General features: G+C 60.8%; 15 protein-coding genes and 1 pseudogene. 7 read left to right on the top strand and 9 right to left on the bottom strand.

What is annotated here, in order from left to right; genetic code table 11:
- Nucleotides 1-329 precede the first annotated feature (329 nt).
- The gene (locus tag E1956_RS01110; RefSeq protein WP_134746678.1) at nucleotides 330-2,906 is read left to right on the top strand and encodes a DNA phosphorothioation-associated putative methyltransferase; all 2,577 of its coding nucleotides are present in this window, start codon (nucleotides 330-332) and stop codon (nucleotides 2,904-2,906) included.
- A 389-nt stretch (nucleotides 2,907-3,295) separates the two neighbouring features.
- Here E1956_RS01110 and E1956_RS01115 read toward each other — a convergent pair whose 3' ends face one another.
- Nucleotides 3,296-4,582, bottom strand: a complete 1,287-nt coding sequence (locus E1956_RS01115) for an HNH endonuclease (RefSeq protein ID WP_134746680.1) — start codon at nucleotides 4,580-4,582, stop codon at nucleotides 3,296-3,298.
- Between the two features lie 66 nt (nucleotides 4,583-4,648).
- Nucleotides 4,649-4,933 carry a hypothetical protein gene (locus tag E1956_RS01120; RefSeq protein WP_134746683.1) on the bottom strand — a complete coding sequence of 95 codons (285 nt, stop codon included), beginning with the start codon at nucleotides 4,931-4,933 and terminating at the stop codon, nucleotides 4,649-4,651.
- Between the two features lie 151 nt (nucleotides 4,934-5,084).
- Here E1956_RS01120 and E1956_RS01125 point away from each other — a divergent pair, with 151 nt between their 5' ends.
- On the top strand, nucleotides 5,085-5,480 hold the full coding sequence (locus E1956_RS01125) for a hypothetical protein (RefSeq protein WP_134746685.1): 396 nt from the start codon (nucleotides 5,085-5,087) through the stop codon (nucleotides 5,478-5,480).
- 278 nt (nucleotides 5,481-5,758) lie between these two features.
- Nucleotides 5,759-6,190: a hypothetical protein gene (locus tag E1956_RS01130; RefSeq protein WP_134746687.1), complete on the top strand. Its 432-nt coding sequence runs from the start codon at nucleotides 5,759-5,761 to the stop codon at nucleotides 6,188-6,190.
- A gap of 166 nt (nucleotides 6,191-6,356) precedes the next feature.
- On the opposite strand, the gene E1956_RS46765 is transcribed toward E1956_RS01130, so the two are convergent.
- The 7 genes from E1956_RS46765 to E1956_RS01165 form a co-directional block, all read right to left on the bottom strand.
- Nucleotides 6,357-7,055: a hypothetical protein gene (locus E1956_RS46765; protein ID WP_232071203.1), complete on the bottom strand. Its 699-nt coding sequence runs from the start codon at nucleotides 7,053-7,055 to the stop codon at nucleotides 6,357-6,359.
- Nucleotides 7,052-7,756: a hypothetical protein gene (locus E1956_RS01140; RefSeq protein WP_134746689.1), complete on the bottom strand. Its 705-nt coding sequence runs from the start codon at nucleotides 7,754-7,756 to the stop codon at nucleotides 7,052-7,054. Before E1956_RS01140 ends, E1956_RS46765 begins: the two co-directional genes overlap by 4 nt.
- A gap of 367 nt (nucleotides 7,757-8,123) precedes the next feature.
- A complete protein-coding gene (locus tag E1956_RS01145) occupies nucleotides 8,124-8,705 on the bottom strand; it encodes a helix-turn-helix domain-containing protein (protein WP_134746691.1) in 582 nt (193 codons plus the stop codon).
- A gap of 95 nt (nucleotides 8,706-8,800) precedes the next feature.
- Nucleotides 8,801-9,319 (bottom strand): 3'-5' exonuclease family protein, encoded by a 519-nt coding sequence (locus E1956_RS01150; protein WP_134746693.1) that lies wholly within the window; start codon nucleotides 9,317-9,319, stop codon nucleotides 8,801-8,803.
- Between the two features lie 220 nt (nucleotides 9,320-9,539).
- Complete coding sequence (locus tag E1956_RS01155) at nucleotides 9,540-9,806, bottom strand: hypothetical protein (protein WP_134746695.1); 267 nt, start codon at nucleotides 9,804-9,806, stop codon at nucleotides 9,540-9,542.
- Between the two features lie 437 nt (nucleotides 9,807-10,243).
- Nucleotides 10,244-10,429: a hypothetical protein gene (locus E1956_RS01160; RefSeq protein WP_134746697.1), complete on the bottom strand. Its 186-nt coding sequence runs from the start codon at nucleotides 10,427-10,429 to the stop codon at nucleotides 10,244-10,246.
- 31 nt (nucleotides 10,430-10,460) lie between these two features.
- Nucleotides 10,461-10,775, bottom strand: a complete 315-nt coding sequence (locus E1956_RS01165) for a hypothetical protein (RefSeq protein WP_232071205.1) — start codon at nucleotides 10,773-10,775, stop codon at nucleotides 10,461-10,463.
- A gap of 381 nt (nucleotides 10,776-11,156) precedes the next feature.
- On the opposite strand from E1956_RS01165, the gene E1956_RS01170 reads away from it, so the two are divergent.
- The 4 genes and pseudogenes from E1956_RS01170 (at nucleotide 11,157) to E1956_RS01185 (ending at nucleotide 14,047) form a co-directional block, all read left to right on the top strand.
- Nucleotides 11,157-11,522, top strand: a complete 366-nt coding sequence (locus E1956_RS01170) for a helix-turn-helix domain-containing protein (protein WP_134746699.1) — start codon at nucleotides 11,157-11,159, stop codon at nucleotides 11,520-11,522.
- 339 nt (nucleotides 11,523-11,861) lie between these two features.
- A pseudogene (locus E1956_RS47940) lies at nucleotides 11,862-12,050 on the top strand (IS5/IS1182 family transposase); the annotation flags it as partial.
- A gap of 222 nt (nucleotides 12,051-12,272) precedes the next feature.
- Nucleotides 12,273-12,680, top strand: coding sequence for a helix-turn-helix domain-containing protein (locus E1956_RS46775; protein ID WP_232071207.1), 408 nt, complete (start codon nucleotides 12,273-12,275; stop codon nucleotides 12,678-12,680).
- 176 nt (nucleotides 12,681-12,856) lie between these two features.
- Entirely contained in the window at nucleotides 12,857-14,047 is a 1,191-nt protein-coding gene (locus E1956_RS01185) for a PDDEXK-like family protein (protein WP_167759954.1), read from the top strand.
- Nucleotides 14,048-14,268 lie beyond the last annotated feature (221 nt).

Raw genomic sequence — 14,268 nt, forward strand, 5'->3', positions numbered from 1 at the left:
GATTCTAGCACCCGGACTGGACGATGCCACCAGTTCGCCGTGCGGGTCTTGCAGTGGCCTCCAGTTTGGCAAACTAAAAGCTATCGAATTATTGAAATTGATTTACAAAAACTATGCACTTGGAGGCCTGCTCTCGTCGGAAACCTTTGTGCAGCTTTTCACACGCGTGTTACAACAGCACCGGGGAATGTCCTGACGGGAATGAATCAGCCCGGACCGACCCGCGGCTATTGGGCAATGCGCTCCGGACAGTCAGCGAATCGCCGCCCGTTACCTCATGACCACTCGGTCCTGCGTAAAGCGGCGCAGCCCGCTTTGAGGAGAGTTTGATGAATCGACGCGCCGACACCGTAGGCAAGCGAGTAGGCTCAAGTCTGTACGTTCACCGCGATGCGGCGCTTGACATCGACTCACCGTCGATCGAGCTTTTCCGTGAGGCCCTCGCAGTCATCGCGCAAGCCGAGCCGAAATGGAACGTGGTCAGGTTATCCCTGACAGATCGGGAAGTTGCCTTCCTGGACTATCCCCTGTTCGAATCCGAGCCTTTTCCATGTCTTGCCTCAAGCTGCCTCGTGAAACTGGACCCGGAGCCTCAGTTCAACGTCCGCGATTTTCGCTCGTCCCTCAATCCGCCGATTCTCCACAGGAAGGAGCTCCTTCTCCATCCGGATGACACGCGACGCTGCCACTGGAGCCGCATCACCGCGGATGCGGAGGCAATCGGCCTTTTCGAAGAAAGTTGGAGAATCGGCCTTCGCCAAGATTGGCTTCAGCGAATAGCCGAAGCAGGATATAACCTGATCGGAGACACGTTTGTACCTTCGGGTAACCTTATCGATGAAGGCACTGCAGCCCCCGCGGATAGTCCACAGTCTGCCACCGTCGAGAGATATAGGACGGCACTGACCCGTTTAGGACTGTCAGCTCCGATGCAGGCACTAATCCGATTTGGACTTCTAACGAAAGACAAATCATTGTTCGACTATGGATGCGGAAAGGGCGACGACGTCGAAGGTCTAAACAGTGAAGGCTACAACGCAAGTGGATGGGATCCCCATTTTGCTCCAACGGCACCGCAAGTGCCGGGTGATCTCGTCAGCCTCGGATTCGTTCTGAACGTCATTGAGGATCGCGAGGAGCGTGACCGGACACTAAGCGACGCTTTTGGACTCGCGCGTATTGCGTTGTCTGTGGCTGTGATGACTGAGAGCGCATCAAGCAATCGAGGGCAACCCTATCGCGATGGCTATCTCACTTCGCGCCGAACGTTCCAGAGATACTTCTCACAGGCCGAATTGAAGTCGTATATCGAATCCGTGCTCCAACGCCCCGCTGTTCTGGTGGCGCCCGGAATTGCCTTTGTGTTTACCAGCGATCAGCTTGAGGAGCAATTTCGCCTGGACCGCCAACGCTCATCACGGGTCTATCTTCGGGTCGCGCAAAACCGTCGAACGACACCGCGCGTTCCTCAGCCTCGTATACAGGCATCGACTGCGCTCTACAGCGCAAACCAGAGCGAATTCAACCGCTTATGGACTAAGATGCTACAGCTTGGACGTGGACCAGCACCAGAAGAGGCCGAAGAGTTTGCCGACCTTATCAACGCATGCGGCTCACTCTCTAAAGCTGTTCGCCTGTGCGAGGCAAACAATGATCTGGCAGAGCTGGTACTAGCCCGACAAGAACGAATCGATGACCTGAGGGTCTATTTTGCGCTGCAGGCATTCCGTGACCGGGTCGCGCTAAAAATGCTGAACGTTTCTCTGAAGCAAGACGTAAGATATTTCTTTGGCTCATTAAGCTCTGCGCAGGCAGCCGGCGCTGAACTTCTCAGAACTATCGCTTCGCCTTCCGTCATCGCGGAAGCCTGCGAGCAGGCCGCTCAGAACGGGTTCGGCTACTACCCGGACAACCATTCTTTGCAGGTCCACACGTCGCTGGTAGAAGCACTTCCCACGGTCCTTCGGGCATATATTGGAGCGGCTGCGACCATCTATGGGGACGTCCGAAGTGCGGACCTAGTCAAGGTCCACGTCAGATCGGGAAAACTCACCCTACTTGAATTCGACGACTTCGACTCATCGCCAACTCCGCTGCTTCGGCGTCGCGTCAAGATACATCTTCGTACACAGCAGATCGATGTGTTCGAGTCTGGAGAAAACTACGAACCAACGCTCCTGCTTGGTAAATCGAAGTTTATCAACGAGGAATTCCCCGGATACTCGCAGCAGGTCGCTTTGGATGAGCAGCTCCTGTCTTTGTGCCGATCGCTGCCCGCACATGGGCCGACGAAATCACAGTTTGAACAGCTTCTACGCGACGAACGCATGGAACTATCCGGATTCGAGCTTCGACCCTCACAGGCCATCCCGAGCTTGGACGATGCTTGCGGCAGATGGTACACGTATCGAGACCTGACCCAGTGTAGCGAGACGGCTCAAAGCACCGGGATCGAAAACACGCCGCTTGTCCCGCAAAGCTACAACGCGCTGTTTGCACTCGTTAAAAATATCATCGACCCGGTGATCGATTATTTCGGTCGAATCGAGCTGACCCATGGCTTTTGCTCTCCGCAGTTAGCGCGTGCAATCAAGCGACAGGGCGTCGGCCGAATCGCGACAAACCTCGACCAGCACGCTGCCCACGAAATCAACGGCTCTGGGAATCTAATATGCTCGCGCGGGGGTGCCGCCGTAGATTTTCTGATTCACGACGAAAACATGTATGAAGTTGCCGAGTGGATCACGGCCAACCTGCCATTTGATCGCATCTATATCTATGGGACAGACCGTCCAATACACGTGTCATTCAGCCTCGAACCAGCAAAACAGGTCGTATTCGTAGATAGGAGCGGTGGAAAGGTACGGCCGCGGATCGTGCAAGACTTCTCTGCGCTTCCAAGGTGAGTCGCTAGCAACGTAATGTTCAGTGGCAAGCGATCGGGCGCTCCTGCGGTAAGGCAAAGTTCGCGATCGTATAACTCGGTGCGACCTCGCGCCGAGGCGGGCGCGTATTTCATCGTCGGTCCACTTGCCGAATTGACCGTCGAGCGCGGCCTCGTGCGACGTAAGAACAGCGCGGCATTGGGCACAGATACGCGACCATCTCTGGTACACACGATGCGCCGAACACAGCTGAAGTATCGGCTCCGAAGGTAAAGCTCATCCACAAGCCATATACGGAGGTAGGCCTAGACTCACCATGGATCAACAACGGCACACGTTCTAGCGCTAAATCAGTATCAATAGACGACGCGACGCCAATTTGAAGTAGACAGCGGAACTTCGTCGCAAAATCATGCCGTTTCGTCACCGTGCATGGCGCGGATGCGATCCCGGTGCTTGGCCAAGTAGGCACGTTGCGCGTCCGATGGCGTCGACGCCAGTCGCATGCCACCGTGGATGCCGAGCACGGCCCGTGCGTCTGCGTCTAGCCGCGGCGAAATCACGATTTCCCCATCGTCTCCAAACGCTATCAGGCCGACTTCAAACAACGCATCGAGGTTGGCCGTCAGCAATAGCCCGTTTTCGGGGTCTAGGCGAGCTTCCGGTGTTTCCGCACAATCCTTCCAGCGGTGAATGTGGGCAGCCCGCAGGACCTCCGGCGTAGCGATGCCAGTCACCAAACACCCGCCATGCAGCTGCATAAGTGCGGCACGAAAGCGCCCCTGACCGATGCGCGCCGTGACCTCGCGTCGGACCTCGGTTGACAGGTCGCTGCGCGCGGCGAGTGCCCCAAGTTCGAGGTCAAGCGGGTCTGGAGCAGTGCGTAAGACCGCACCTGCCTCCGAGATGGCGGCGAGATCCTGATCACTCAGCGCTGCGCCAGGCATCAACCCGAGCAAGGTGCCTGCGGGATAGCACGTGCCATCCAAAAGGATTTGTAGCGGATCGGCATCGTCGACACATTCAATTAACGCCGATGCAGCTCGGCGAAGGTCGTTGGCGCACCGCGGTGTGGTGCGCGCGCGCTCGGGCTTGTGGGCGCGCTCTACCGGGAAGCCTAGGGCTGTCAAATGTGCTCGATATCGGTCGTATTCGGACTTCGACAGGTCGTGGCTGATCGGCAATCCAGCAGCCGCGTATGCATTTAAGCGTAGCGCGCGCGGGCTGTACCATAGTCCGTCAATGCCGACCCGCCATTCAGTCGCATGCAGCTTCTCCGCAATGTGCTTTTGGGCAATGGCGTGCTCCATAAATTCGCGCATTGCCGCGGCTCCCGATTCGACGTGCTTTCGCTGCAGCCGCTCCAACTGGTTGGCGTTGGCCAACGGGAAGCCCAAAGCCTGCAGGTGTCGCCGCGCAGCTTTGCCAGCCAGTTGCTCGCTCGTCAGCGTGCCAAGTCCCGCCAGTTCGTGCGCCAGCGCTACGATAGCCTTGGTCGGGTACGTATGGCCGTTAATGACGACCCCATGTGGCGTCGTAGCCTTGAAGTGGGAGACACGCGTTCCTCCATTCCAATATAGGGCGGCTGCCTGGAGATGCGCCTTGGTCAGATTCTGTAGGGTCTCGGGATCACGTGGAGGGGCCATGATCAGTTTCGTTTCGACACCGGCCATTCGATTGACGACGACTAAGCGCATTTTCTTCACCCTGAGCAGCGACGTCTGTGCGCCAACCGACGAATGTACTACTACGCCACTGAAGGCTCACGCAATCGGGTGGCTGGTGAAGCGCGACAAACTCAGCATCGCGAAAGCCCGATAGCGCTGATCGTGACTCACCGTTCTTCGGAGAAAGGCTCCCAAAAGCTGACGAATAGCCGGCGCGTCGCGAGTAAATGACGCATTTCTGGTGGTGGCTTTCATCACCAACGTGATTCTCATGTTGACGCCAAAGCCAATTCGCCCCATAGGCCGCAGTTCGCGTGATCCGCAGCCGTGGTCTGTCGAGTCGTCGCTTCCCGCATTCCATACGACAGCACCTGATCCCATTCAGCTGTCTCCCAGGTTCCACTTGCAATCACGTTGTCTCCGCTGCACCTCGCGCCTTGCCGCGTTCGACAACCGAGTTTCACCCAGCCCGGCAATATGTGAAAATCGAGACTGTATCTGCGGCAGCAATTTGGAATGGGAGAAATAAGCGGTGCGCGAGGAATTATCGAACATCCTGCGGGAAAAATACCCGCTCATCTTCGCTGTCAACCCGCCAGCCGCCGACGCTCTGGATGACATGCCAACGGTATTCTCCATATGGGGATTCGAGTGCGGAGACGGCTGGTTCGATCTGATCGATGTGTTGTGCGCGAAGCTGCAGCTCACCACCAAGCACGGCGCACCGCAGGTCATCGTGGCGCAGGTCAAGGAAAAGTTCGGGACGCTGCGCTTCAGTGTCTCCGGCGCTGACGCGCGACAGCGCGCCATCATTGAACTGGCCGAGATGATGAGCGGCCGGTTGTGCGAAATATGCGGCCACCCCGGAGAAACGATCGACGCGGGTTGGCTGCAAACCCGATGTCCAAGCCACTCGATGAAAGCCTGACCCGTTACATCGAACAGCATGCGGATTCTGAACGAGCTAACGCCGATGTTCGTCGTGGATTACATGGAGCACTTCACCGTGCCGCGCGCTGCTGGACGAAAGCGGTAAGCGATCCCTCAATACAGCAAATCCGCTGTCTGAACTTGCGCCGGTCCTGGCCAGAAGTACGCAGTGTTGACAGAGGTTCGTCCTGGCGGGATCCTGTCTGGACGTCCGCTCCGCGAGCCGCATTCTGCGGGGTCCGTCGCCGGCCACCAGCAACTCAAGAAGGATCGGGCATGACCTCACATCGCAGTATCGATCAGACCGGCGAGCATACAGTCGATCCGTTGTCGGCGGCCATTGCAGCGGTGATGAACGGAACGGAATGGGTAACGGCACAAACAGTCGGCAAACGGCACGCCCCGGAAGCCGCCAATCCGTTTGAAGTGGCGAGCCGGTGGACGCAGGACGCCAGAATTTTCGCCATCGAACTGGCTGGCCAGACCTCGTACCCCGCCTACCTCTTTGACGACACCGGCCACCCGATCCCTGAGGTCGCAGAGATTCTGCGCGTCTTTGCAGGCTATCACCCGTTCCGGATTGCCTCCTGGTTCGAGTCGACCTGCAGCATGCTGCATGGCAGGCGTCCTCGCGAGGTCCTGGCGTCGGACGCCGCGGCAGTCGTGGCCGCCGCAAAGGATCATGTGGTGGGCCCGGTACATGGGTAGTTCTGAACACACCATGCCGCACTGCCCGGTTCATTCATGCCCGCATCCGCCTGATGAAAGATGTCGCCGGGGCATGCACGTCAGCTCGCCCCGTATTTCAACCGGCGGAACCCGACACACGCAGGCTCAACCCGCGCGTCACGTGCGCGTTGCGCCCTGACTGACTTCAGCGCTGGCCGTTGAGAAAGTCGAACCAGTCGTGCGCGTAGGCGCAACCGTGATCGGGAATGCCCGAGCCGGCAAGCTTCCGGTCGAAGAATGTCCGGGTCGGCTCGGGGATTTCATCCAGACGCACGTAGCGAAAGGCTGCTTCGTTCGTGTGAACCGTCACCTCCGGTTTCGCCGGTCGCGGCGGCAACGATTCGGTATCCTGATTCAGCGCAGCGGCAATGCCACGCGCAACGAGGTCCCACACGCTGGTCGCCCATCGCGGATAGCTGCGCACCACGGCACGCCCGCCGATCTCGCCCAGCACCGCATCTTTCAGAACGACGCCGTAATCCGCGCGTGCCCCGAACGGCGCCTCGCTCACCCGCGCGATATCCGCCGTCGCGATGACACACTTTCCGCTTTCGCGCCCACCGGGCAGCAACTCAATGGTGACTCGAAGCATCCGCCTCTCCCTCTCCTTTTGATAACCCCACCGTGAGCCCACCTGCGAAGCTGCTTCCAGCGCGTTCACCCCAGATGGCGCAAGGGCGGCGGGCAGCCTGCCCTTTTCCCGGTGCACGCGGGTCGGGTGCACCCGCCTGGCCCTGGCCGCAAGTCCGACCGGGATCAGCCCGAGGGCCCCCGCCGCGTTCACGCCGGCACCGTGCAATCTGCGGTGCATCCGGTCGCGGCATCCACTCACGATCCTGTTCACACACCGTCATTGCCTGCTCCCCCCTGCTCTTCACGGCGGCGAAAATCCCCCGGACGGAGGATTGGCCTGGCCAGGGCGTCCCGCATCCGGTCCAGAATCCGTCTGGCTGCCTCGTCGTCATCGTCCCAGCACGGGCTGGCATACACGGACGAGTAGCCCTCCGGCTCGCCATTCCGGTAGTACACCTCCCGGAATTCCCTCCATGTCTCACCACCCTCATGAAACTCCATGACCCGGTAGTTCCAGTGAAATTCCGGCGCCGGCTGCGTGGCGTCAGTCAATTGCCTACCGCCCCCAGCGTCCGCCGGCGCGGCAGCGATCGCCGCCTTCATCGACTCCGTGCCTGCGGCCTCACCCTCGTGCCGCACCGCGCCTTTCAGGGTCGTCGGCAACCCGTTGGCGCTGACCTGCTGTTCACGGACCGGCGTGAGCGCCGCAGGCCCGCGCAAGCCGGCATGGTCGGTGGGCGCATCCGGCGCATCGATGCACAGCCACTGGCCCAGCGTGTCCCGCACACAGCCCTGGCACAGGTCCAGACTGACACGTGCGCCATCGCCGAAAATTGAATCGAAGCCGCAGCGCCAGCCGAGCGACACCCTTTCGTACCACTCGGCGGGCTCGTCGGGCGTCATCCGCCGACCACAGCGGTCGCACGTGCAGACCGCGAGTTCCTCAATGACCTTGTCCCGGTATTCGCGCATGGCTACCCCTTTTCCAGACCCGTCGATCCGCGGACCCCGTCCGCAAAATTCCAGACAGGCGTGAGAGCGCCCGTGAGGACAGGCACCTGTGCGCCCCGTGGCGCGGCCGGACATGCGGTCCGGTGAGACCCGGCGCTGTCGGCCAGTCGCGCGGCGAACCCCTGGCCTTTGCTGCCAGTTACCGGCGCGGGGCCCGGCGATTGACGCGACCGCACAGGGCGCTTTCGCCAGGCGGCGCCCAATGGCACGGGCACATCCGGTGTGACGGGGACCGCTTCGTCATTGCCACTCATGAGGGCGGATCCAGACAGGTGTCGTGAAAGGAAGCGACCAATGCAGGCAAGGCATCGACGGCCGTTCAATGCGCTCACGTGGCGCTGCCATCGTGCACCCGAGGATGCGAGGCCGGCAACGCCAGCAGCTGGCCCGGCGCAAGCCGGAGTGCACGCGCCCAGGCGCGAAGTTGCTGCCCCGTGAGCGCTTTCGGAAATGCGCCCCGCTCCCACTGCAACAGCGTGGGGCGCGACACCCCGCAGGCCCGCGCGACTTCCGCAACCGACAGTCCAAGTTCCGCCCGCAGCCGCGCGGCGGGCGGGCCGACTGCCTCGCAGCAGGCCGCAGGAATACGCTCCGGAAGCCCGCCGGGCCCAGCCTGTGTACAGGCGCCTGCGTCGTCCATGAGGGCGGCAGGATCCGGCAACGGCTGCGCCTCGTGACTGAGGAGCCATCCTGGCGGAACCCGCAGAGCTGCTTCGAGCGCGTTCACCGCCGCCGTCGCAAGCGTGTCAGGCAACCTGCCCTTTTCCCAGTGCACGAAGGTCGAGTGCGCCAGATCCGCCAGGGCCGCAAGTTCGGCCTGGGTCAGCCCCGACGCCCTGCGGCGCTCGCGCAGGCGCTGCGCGATCTGTGGTGCATCGGCTCGCGGAATCCATACACGGCCCCCGGTCATCCTGGTCTCCTGCCTGAATACCTGCAAAGTTCATCGAAAGACTGCATGCGACCCACCGCAAGAACGCGGGTTTCCCGCGTCAATGTCCGCCACATTCAGCCGGCAAAGGCGTACGCATTCGCGCGCGCATCATGCAGCGCGTGGTGCTCGCCGCCATGCCGCGTGAAGTACGCGGCGCGCCGCTCCCGGTCGCACCGGCCCGCGATGTTCTCGAGCGTCCACCCGCGCGGCAGCGGACCAGCAAGCAGAAACCGCAGCAGGTTCAGGTCCGTTTCATAGTCGTAGCAGAGCACCGGGCCGGACGTCGCCGGGATGTCGGCAAGCCACGCATGCAGCGCCTCGCGTAGCCGGACAGACGGCATGGCCCGCTCCTCGAAGCGGCCGAGCTGCGGCAGCACCACCGCGCGGACGAAGTCGCTGCACAGCGCCGCATCGTAGTCGGTGCGCTCGCCGTAGAACTCATAGCCGTTCTCGCCCACGATGGCGAGGCTGATGAGCTGGCAGCGCTGGAAGTCCGTGAACTCGGTGTCGAGGAAGTAGCGGTTGTTCCAGCCGCTGTGTTCCCGGGGGGGAACCGGCCAGACCACCGCGCCGTGAAAGCGGGCATCCGTCATGATCGCGCGCGCCTCCCGCCGTCGTCCCGGCGTGCCGCCCCTCCGTCGCACCCCGCCTCCGGTTGCCAGGCGCGCGCGCCCACCGGTCCACCGTCGTCATCCAGTCGTTGAAGAACTACCATCTGGGATTCCCCTGCCTGACCGAAGCCATCCGGCCCATATACGTGCCTGCGTGTCGCCGCGCCCCGACTTTTCCTTCGAGTGGCGCATTCCATTTGCCTCAAGGCAGATCGCTGCCATCTGCCTGCCCGGCTCCGGCGGCACCATGCCGCTGCGGGCCGCTCCGGGCGGGTGCGGACGGGTGAGCAAGGTGCGGGCGGTGGCAGTGCAGCGGCCCGGCAAGCACCGTCACGTGCCCGGGAAACGACAGCGTGGCGGTGCGGGTCGCGTCGTCGCGGGTGGCGAGCGCGAAGCGCCGCAACCGCTCACGCAGCTGCGCCGAGCTCTCGTCCGGCGGCAATGCCGGCGGTTTCCTGTGCCTGCTCATGTCACCTCCCAAGGAGGCCGCACCGGCTGCGGCGACCGCACGCTGGCCGCGATAAGCGGCGGATTATCACGGCCAGCCGGCTTCCGGACGGTGCATCGCGCCGAGCCGGGACTGCAATTCAGCCAGAACGTGCGGCGCGCCAAAACCCCGCACGAGATCCGCCCGCACCTCAGTGATCGCGGCCCACGTCCGGCCAGCCGCTGGCATCGTCGTCGAGCGCGAGCGACGCCTCTGGCCGCAGCAGGCATACGTGACTCCTGACCTGCACGCCACGCGGCACGGACTGAAACCAGCCGGATCCATCCGGGCGCGGAAGGTCGCGCCGAACACGCGCCGGCGCGGTTCCGGCGGCAGACGGCGGGCCGCCTTGCGAACGCAACGGAACACGCGCACCCAGCTCATGGACAGCACGATGCGCAGCTCGCGGGCTCGAGGCATCAGGCAAGCAGCGCGGCGTGCTCGAACAGCGCATGGCCCGGCGGACTCGCGACGTATGGCCCGGTTTGCGGCCGGCGCCACACGTCCTCCGGATGCAGCACGCCATCGAAATCGAGATCCAGCACGACGCCTCCCCGCACGCGCAGCCGTATGTTCGTCTCCTCAACCTCGGTGCCCAGCCTCATTTCCGCAACTGCACCCATTTGCGAGCCGTGATCACGCAGAAGCCGCTGCAGCCGACGCCTTTGCGCGCCAGAGCCGTCTGCCGCGCGCGGGTTTCGTCGCCAGCGCGTACGGAACAGTTAAAGTTCCCCCGGCAGCCGTCGTGAAGCGGGTCACCGTCACCAACCGCTCGCCCTGACTGTACTGTTCGATCTCGGTGACCCCCACCCGAATCTCGTTCAGCGGATCGAGCCTCCAACGATCAACTTCGTGCGCGAATTTTGTGCTCAGCACTGCCGCGCCACGCAGAACAATATCTCCGGCAACGAACTGCTCAAGCGACGCAGCGGTTTCGCGCAGATCCAGCATCACGATCGTCGGGACGCCCCGCGAGCGCGCCCGCGATACCCTGAGAATCAGAACGTCTCGCGGCAGGAGTTGCTGGACCGCTGACCATACGTCTCTGCCCCGCAACCCGCCAAAAGGTACGTTCAATGCAGGCACACGGTTAATTTCACTCGTTACAAACATAAGACGCCAACCGATATCACTTGCTCGCAGGCACGAGCAAAATTTCGAAATTCATCAACAAGCGCTGCAAGCGGACTAGCCGCCCCGAAGCGTATCTGTTCGTCGTTTGTCGCAAAAACTAAACATCAAATGTCTAGCAACTGAACATTCCATGATGTTACCAGAAGCATCCGTTACGGACACGATTCATGTTGGTATGCAACATGAGGTGACGCGAGGGTGGCAGCGATTAACGAAGAGAAATTTGCAACAATGCTGGGGCGCGCGTTGGCAAAGGCGAGGAATGAATCAGGCCTGACGCAGGAAGAGGTCGCCAACAGGCTGGGCGTCGATCCCCAGACAATCAGCAGGCAGGAGCGTGGCGCAAATTGGCCAACGCTCCCGCGCCTCATCGCTTTTGCGAATCTCTATGCCATACCTGTCGCCACACTGCTGACGCCGCCGTCGTCGCATGCACAGGACTTAACAGGCAAATTGAACGAACAGTTAAGCAAGCTCGATGCAGAGGATCGAGCATGGGCGCTGCATCTGATGTCCGATGTCTGCGCCCGGCTTGCCAAGCCTCGGGCGCAGCGCAAGAGCTGAACCACGGCCTTGGGCGAACACCAATGATCCGCCGCCAGTGCAGCTCCTGCCAAAGATAACCCACCGCGAGATCCGCGAACCCAATGCTGTCGTCGTATTTGCGGTACCGACGCAATTCCAATGCTCGTACGCAAACGACTCGCATGCCGTGGGCGGCACGCTTTATCGAGCACGAGGCCCATTCGAGTTGATGACTTGCTCGTTAGCAAGATTAGGTTAGATTGAACGAGAGAAGGGCCCGACGATTCTGTTAGCGTGTCGCTATCGCAGCGGATCGATAAATGCTACTGGCTTGGCTGCTACGGCAGAATCGTCCGAATCAGGTCATTCTGGCGAAGGCTGGCCATCGGCAGCTGCAAGTTCAAGGCGGTCAACAGCCGCGATCATAACTTCACACCGAACAAGACCGCAAAGCGCTAGGAATAGATCGAGCAAAGCATCCAGCGTTACCTGGATGCGCTGGAAACAGCAGATCGCACGCAATCTGCGGAGGCGGAAGCAAAGACCGAACGACTACGGAAAAGGATTGGGACGCCAGACTGCTCCGGTTGCGACTGACGTGGGATCATGATTGTTAGCGACTCGGCATCCGGTTCGTTGTGATCGTCCTGTACGATCAACTGGCCACATACCCAGCGCGCGATACAGATGAGGCTCGCGTGCTCCCCTATTGCTTGATTCCCGCGTCGCTTACGTGAGACTTTTGCATCGATCAAACGCCATGAGAGCTTCACTCAGACTCGGTTTAAAGTGAAAGTACGACTCCGAGTTGCCGTTGATCACCTCGTCCCTGTATGGCGCATTCGACTTCATTTTCGCGTCAATCTCAAGTATGGCATCTGTGAACTGGAGAACACCATTGAGCGGATTGTGAATCTTGCTCAGGACGAAACTGTAAATGACTTTAAGCGGTGGATCGAGCCTAGCATGGAAGGACCCGAGATTGGTGGAACCGCCCCTTCAGCCATGCCCGTGCGAGACGCCGCCGCTGCAACCGATGTGCGTCCGCTACGCGATCAGGAAGGCGCCGCAGTACGCCAGGCCCTTGAGGCCTGTCGATACAACGTGACGCGCTGCGCATCACTACTGGGGATATCCAAGCCCGCACTTTACGCAAAAATCAAACGTTACCGAATCGTTCTTGAGCGACCGCTTTAATTGCTTAACAAAAGCCGCTGCAGGACTGTTGGCGGAGACCTCCAACATCTGACTCATTCCCTTACTTGCATGAATTGCCGGAAACCCATCCTCTCCCTCCGCTGGTAAAATCGCGCGCACCAATTTCGGGTCGCCACCCAGTAACCAGCCGCTCCTTCAACGAGAAAGGGCTCAGCGTGCAAGACACACCTACGATCGAGATCTCAGCATTCCTCGAAAAGCTGGCTCAGCTCGCCATTGACGAGCCGGAAACCGAAGTCAATTTTTTCTCCGTCGGGGGCAGCGGATACCTGGAGAACCCGACGTCCGACTTGCTCGCGCTTTTCATGGGGTGGGAGCCCTCCGCTCCCCGTTGGCTGGCACGGGCGCTCGTCACGCACCTTGCTCGACTCGGGCAGGCTGACGAACAGTTGTTCGCCGGTACCGACTGGTCCAAGGTGCGCGCGTCTCGCGAAGTTTCGGCTTGGGATGATGGCGGAGAATCGCACAAGCGCCTGGACCTCGTTGTCTCGGACGGCAATTTCGTGCTCGGCATCGAGAACAAGGTTTACGCCGCAGTTGACAACCCGTTCAGCGTCTACGACAAGCTGCTCAGGCAGAGGTCGCGCGGTGGGCCGATACTCAGGTGCATTCTTCACGCAACGCCTGACAGCCGGCCTCTTCCGCGAAATTGCAAATGGCCGGTGGTCAGCTATAGCGAGCTCGTCGAGGTCGCGCTTTCCCAGTATGGTGCGGACGTCGTCCTCAGCCCTGTAAGCAAATGGCAGGTTTTATATCGCGAGTTTCTGCTCCATCTGCGTCACCTTTCCCAACCTTCACCGATCTGGACCATGAACGAGGCCAACCTCACCTTCGCGCTCGAAAATCTTCCGAGCCTTATCAAGGCATCCGAACTTCTGGTCCAGTTGGAATCGGGTCTGCGTCGCGCGGGAACGACGGCAATTGAGCAGGTATTCCTGGATCAGGACGTTGAAACAACGATCCGGACAGGTGTGGCCAACTGGGCCGGGAACGAAAAGGTGCTCCGCTTCTTCCCTAAGGTTTGGGGAGGAGAATCACAGGTCGTGCTCGTCTATCTCCCAGACACGGAAAATGCGCGCAATGGCTCGATTCGCTTTTACGTTACCGCATACATTGACCGCAGCACAACGCGAGCAGACCTTGACAAAGTCGAGCGGCAATTCGGAGCTGCGACGAAGAAAAACTCACATGCATGGGTGCACGTGCCGGGTGAGAACTTGACGTGGTTCGAAAGCAATCGCCGGATCCTCGCGCTCAGCGCATGGGCGCGCGAGGAGTCGAAAGAGGGTGCCCTCGCGGCGCTCGCAGATCTGGCGATGTGGGTGCATCGCCACGTATTCAGCTGACCGAGGAACCTACCCCCGCACTATTTCAGGCGGGTCAATGCCCACTCACGGGCCTCGGCCTCGGCATCGACGCCCGCACGAGGCAGTTCCGGCGTACATCGTCAGCATTACCCAGGCGAAGCAGGACGTACTTCTCCGGAACATCTTCGCCGTTCGTTATCGTCATTCCGAACACAGCCAGACGCGGCCCGTCTACATCAACGGGAGCGTCCTTGCCGTGC

It is taken from the genome of Paraburkholderia pallida, from assembly GCF_004524855.1.
GTDB classification, from domain to species: Bacteria; Pseudomonadota; Gammaproteobacteria; order Burkholderiales; family Burkholderiaceae; genus Paraburkholderia; species Paraburkholderia oxyphila.

Coding starts and splice junctions, on each gene's coding strand:
- E1956_RS01140 (WP_134746689.1), bottom strand. CDS start 7,756: ATGCGCGAATACCGGGACAAGGTCATTGAGGAACTCGCGGTCTGCACG.
- E1956_RS01110 (WP_134746678.1), top strand. CDS start 330: ATGAATCGACGCGCCGACACCGTAGGCAAGCGAGTAGGCTCAAGTCTG.
- E1956_RS01155 (WP_134746695.1), bottom strand. CDS start 9,806: ATGAGCAGGCACAGGAAACCGCCGGCATTGCCGCCGGACGAGAGCTCG.
- E1956_RS01130 (WP_134746687.1), top strand. CDS start 5,759: ATGACCTCACATCGCAGTATCGATCAGACCGGCGAGCATACAGTCGAT.
- E1956_RS01160 (WP_134746697.1), bottom strand. CDS start 10,429: ATGAGGCTGGGCACCGAGGTTGAGGAGACGAACATACGGCTGCGCGTG.
- E1956_RS01115 (WP_134746680.1), bottom strand. CDS start 4,582: ATGCGCTTAGTCGTCGTCAATCGAATGGCCGGTGTCGAAACGAAACTG.
- E1956_RS01120 (WP_134746683.1), bottom strand. CDS start 4,933: ATGGGATCAGGTGCTGTCGTATGGAATGCGGGAAGCGACGACTCGACA.
- E1956_RS01150 (WP_134746693.1), bottom strand. CDS start 9,319: ATGACGGATGCCCGCTTTCACGGCGCGGTGGTCTGGCCGGTTCCCCCC.
- E1956_RS01145 (WP_134746691.1), bottom strand. CDS start 8,705: ATGACCGGGGGCCGTGTATGGATTCCGCGAGCCGATGCACCACAGATC.
- E1956_RS01165 (WP_232071205.1), bottom strand. CDS start 10,775: ATGCTGGATCTGCGCGAAACCGCTGCGTCGCTTGAGCAGTTCGTTGCC.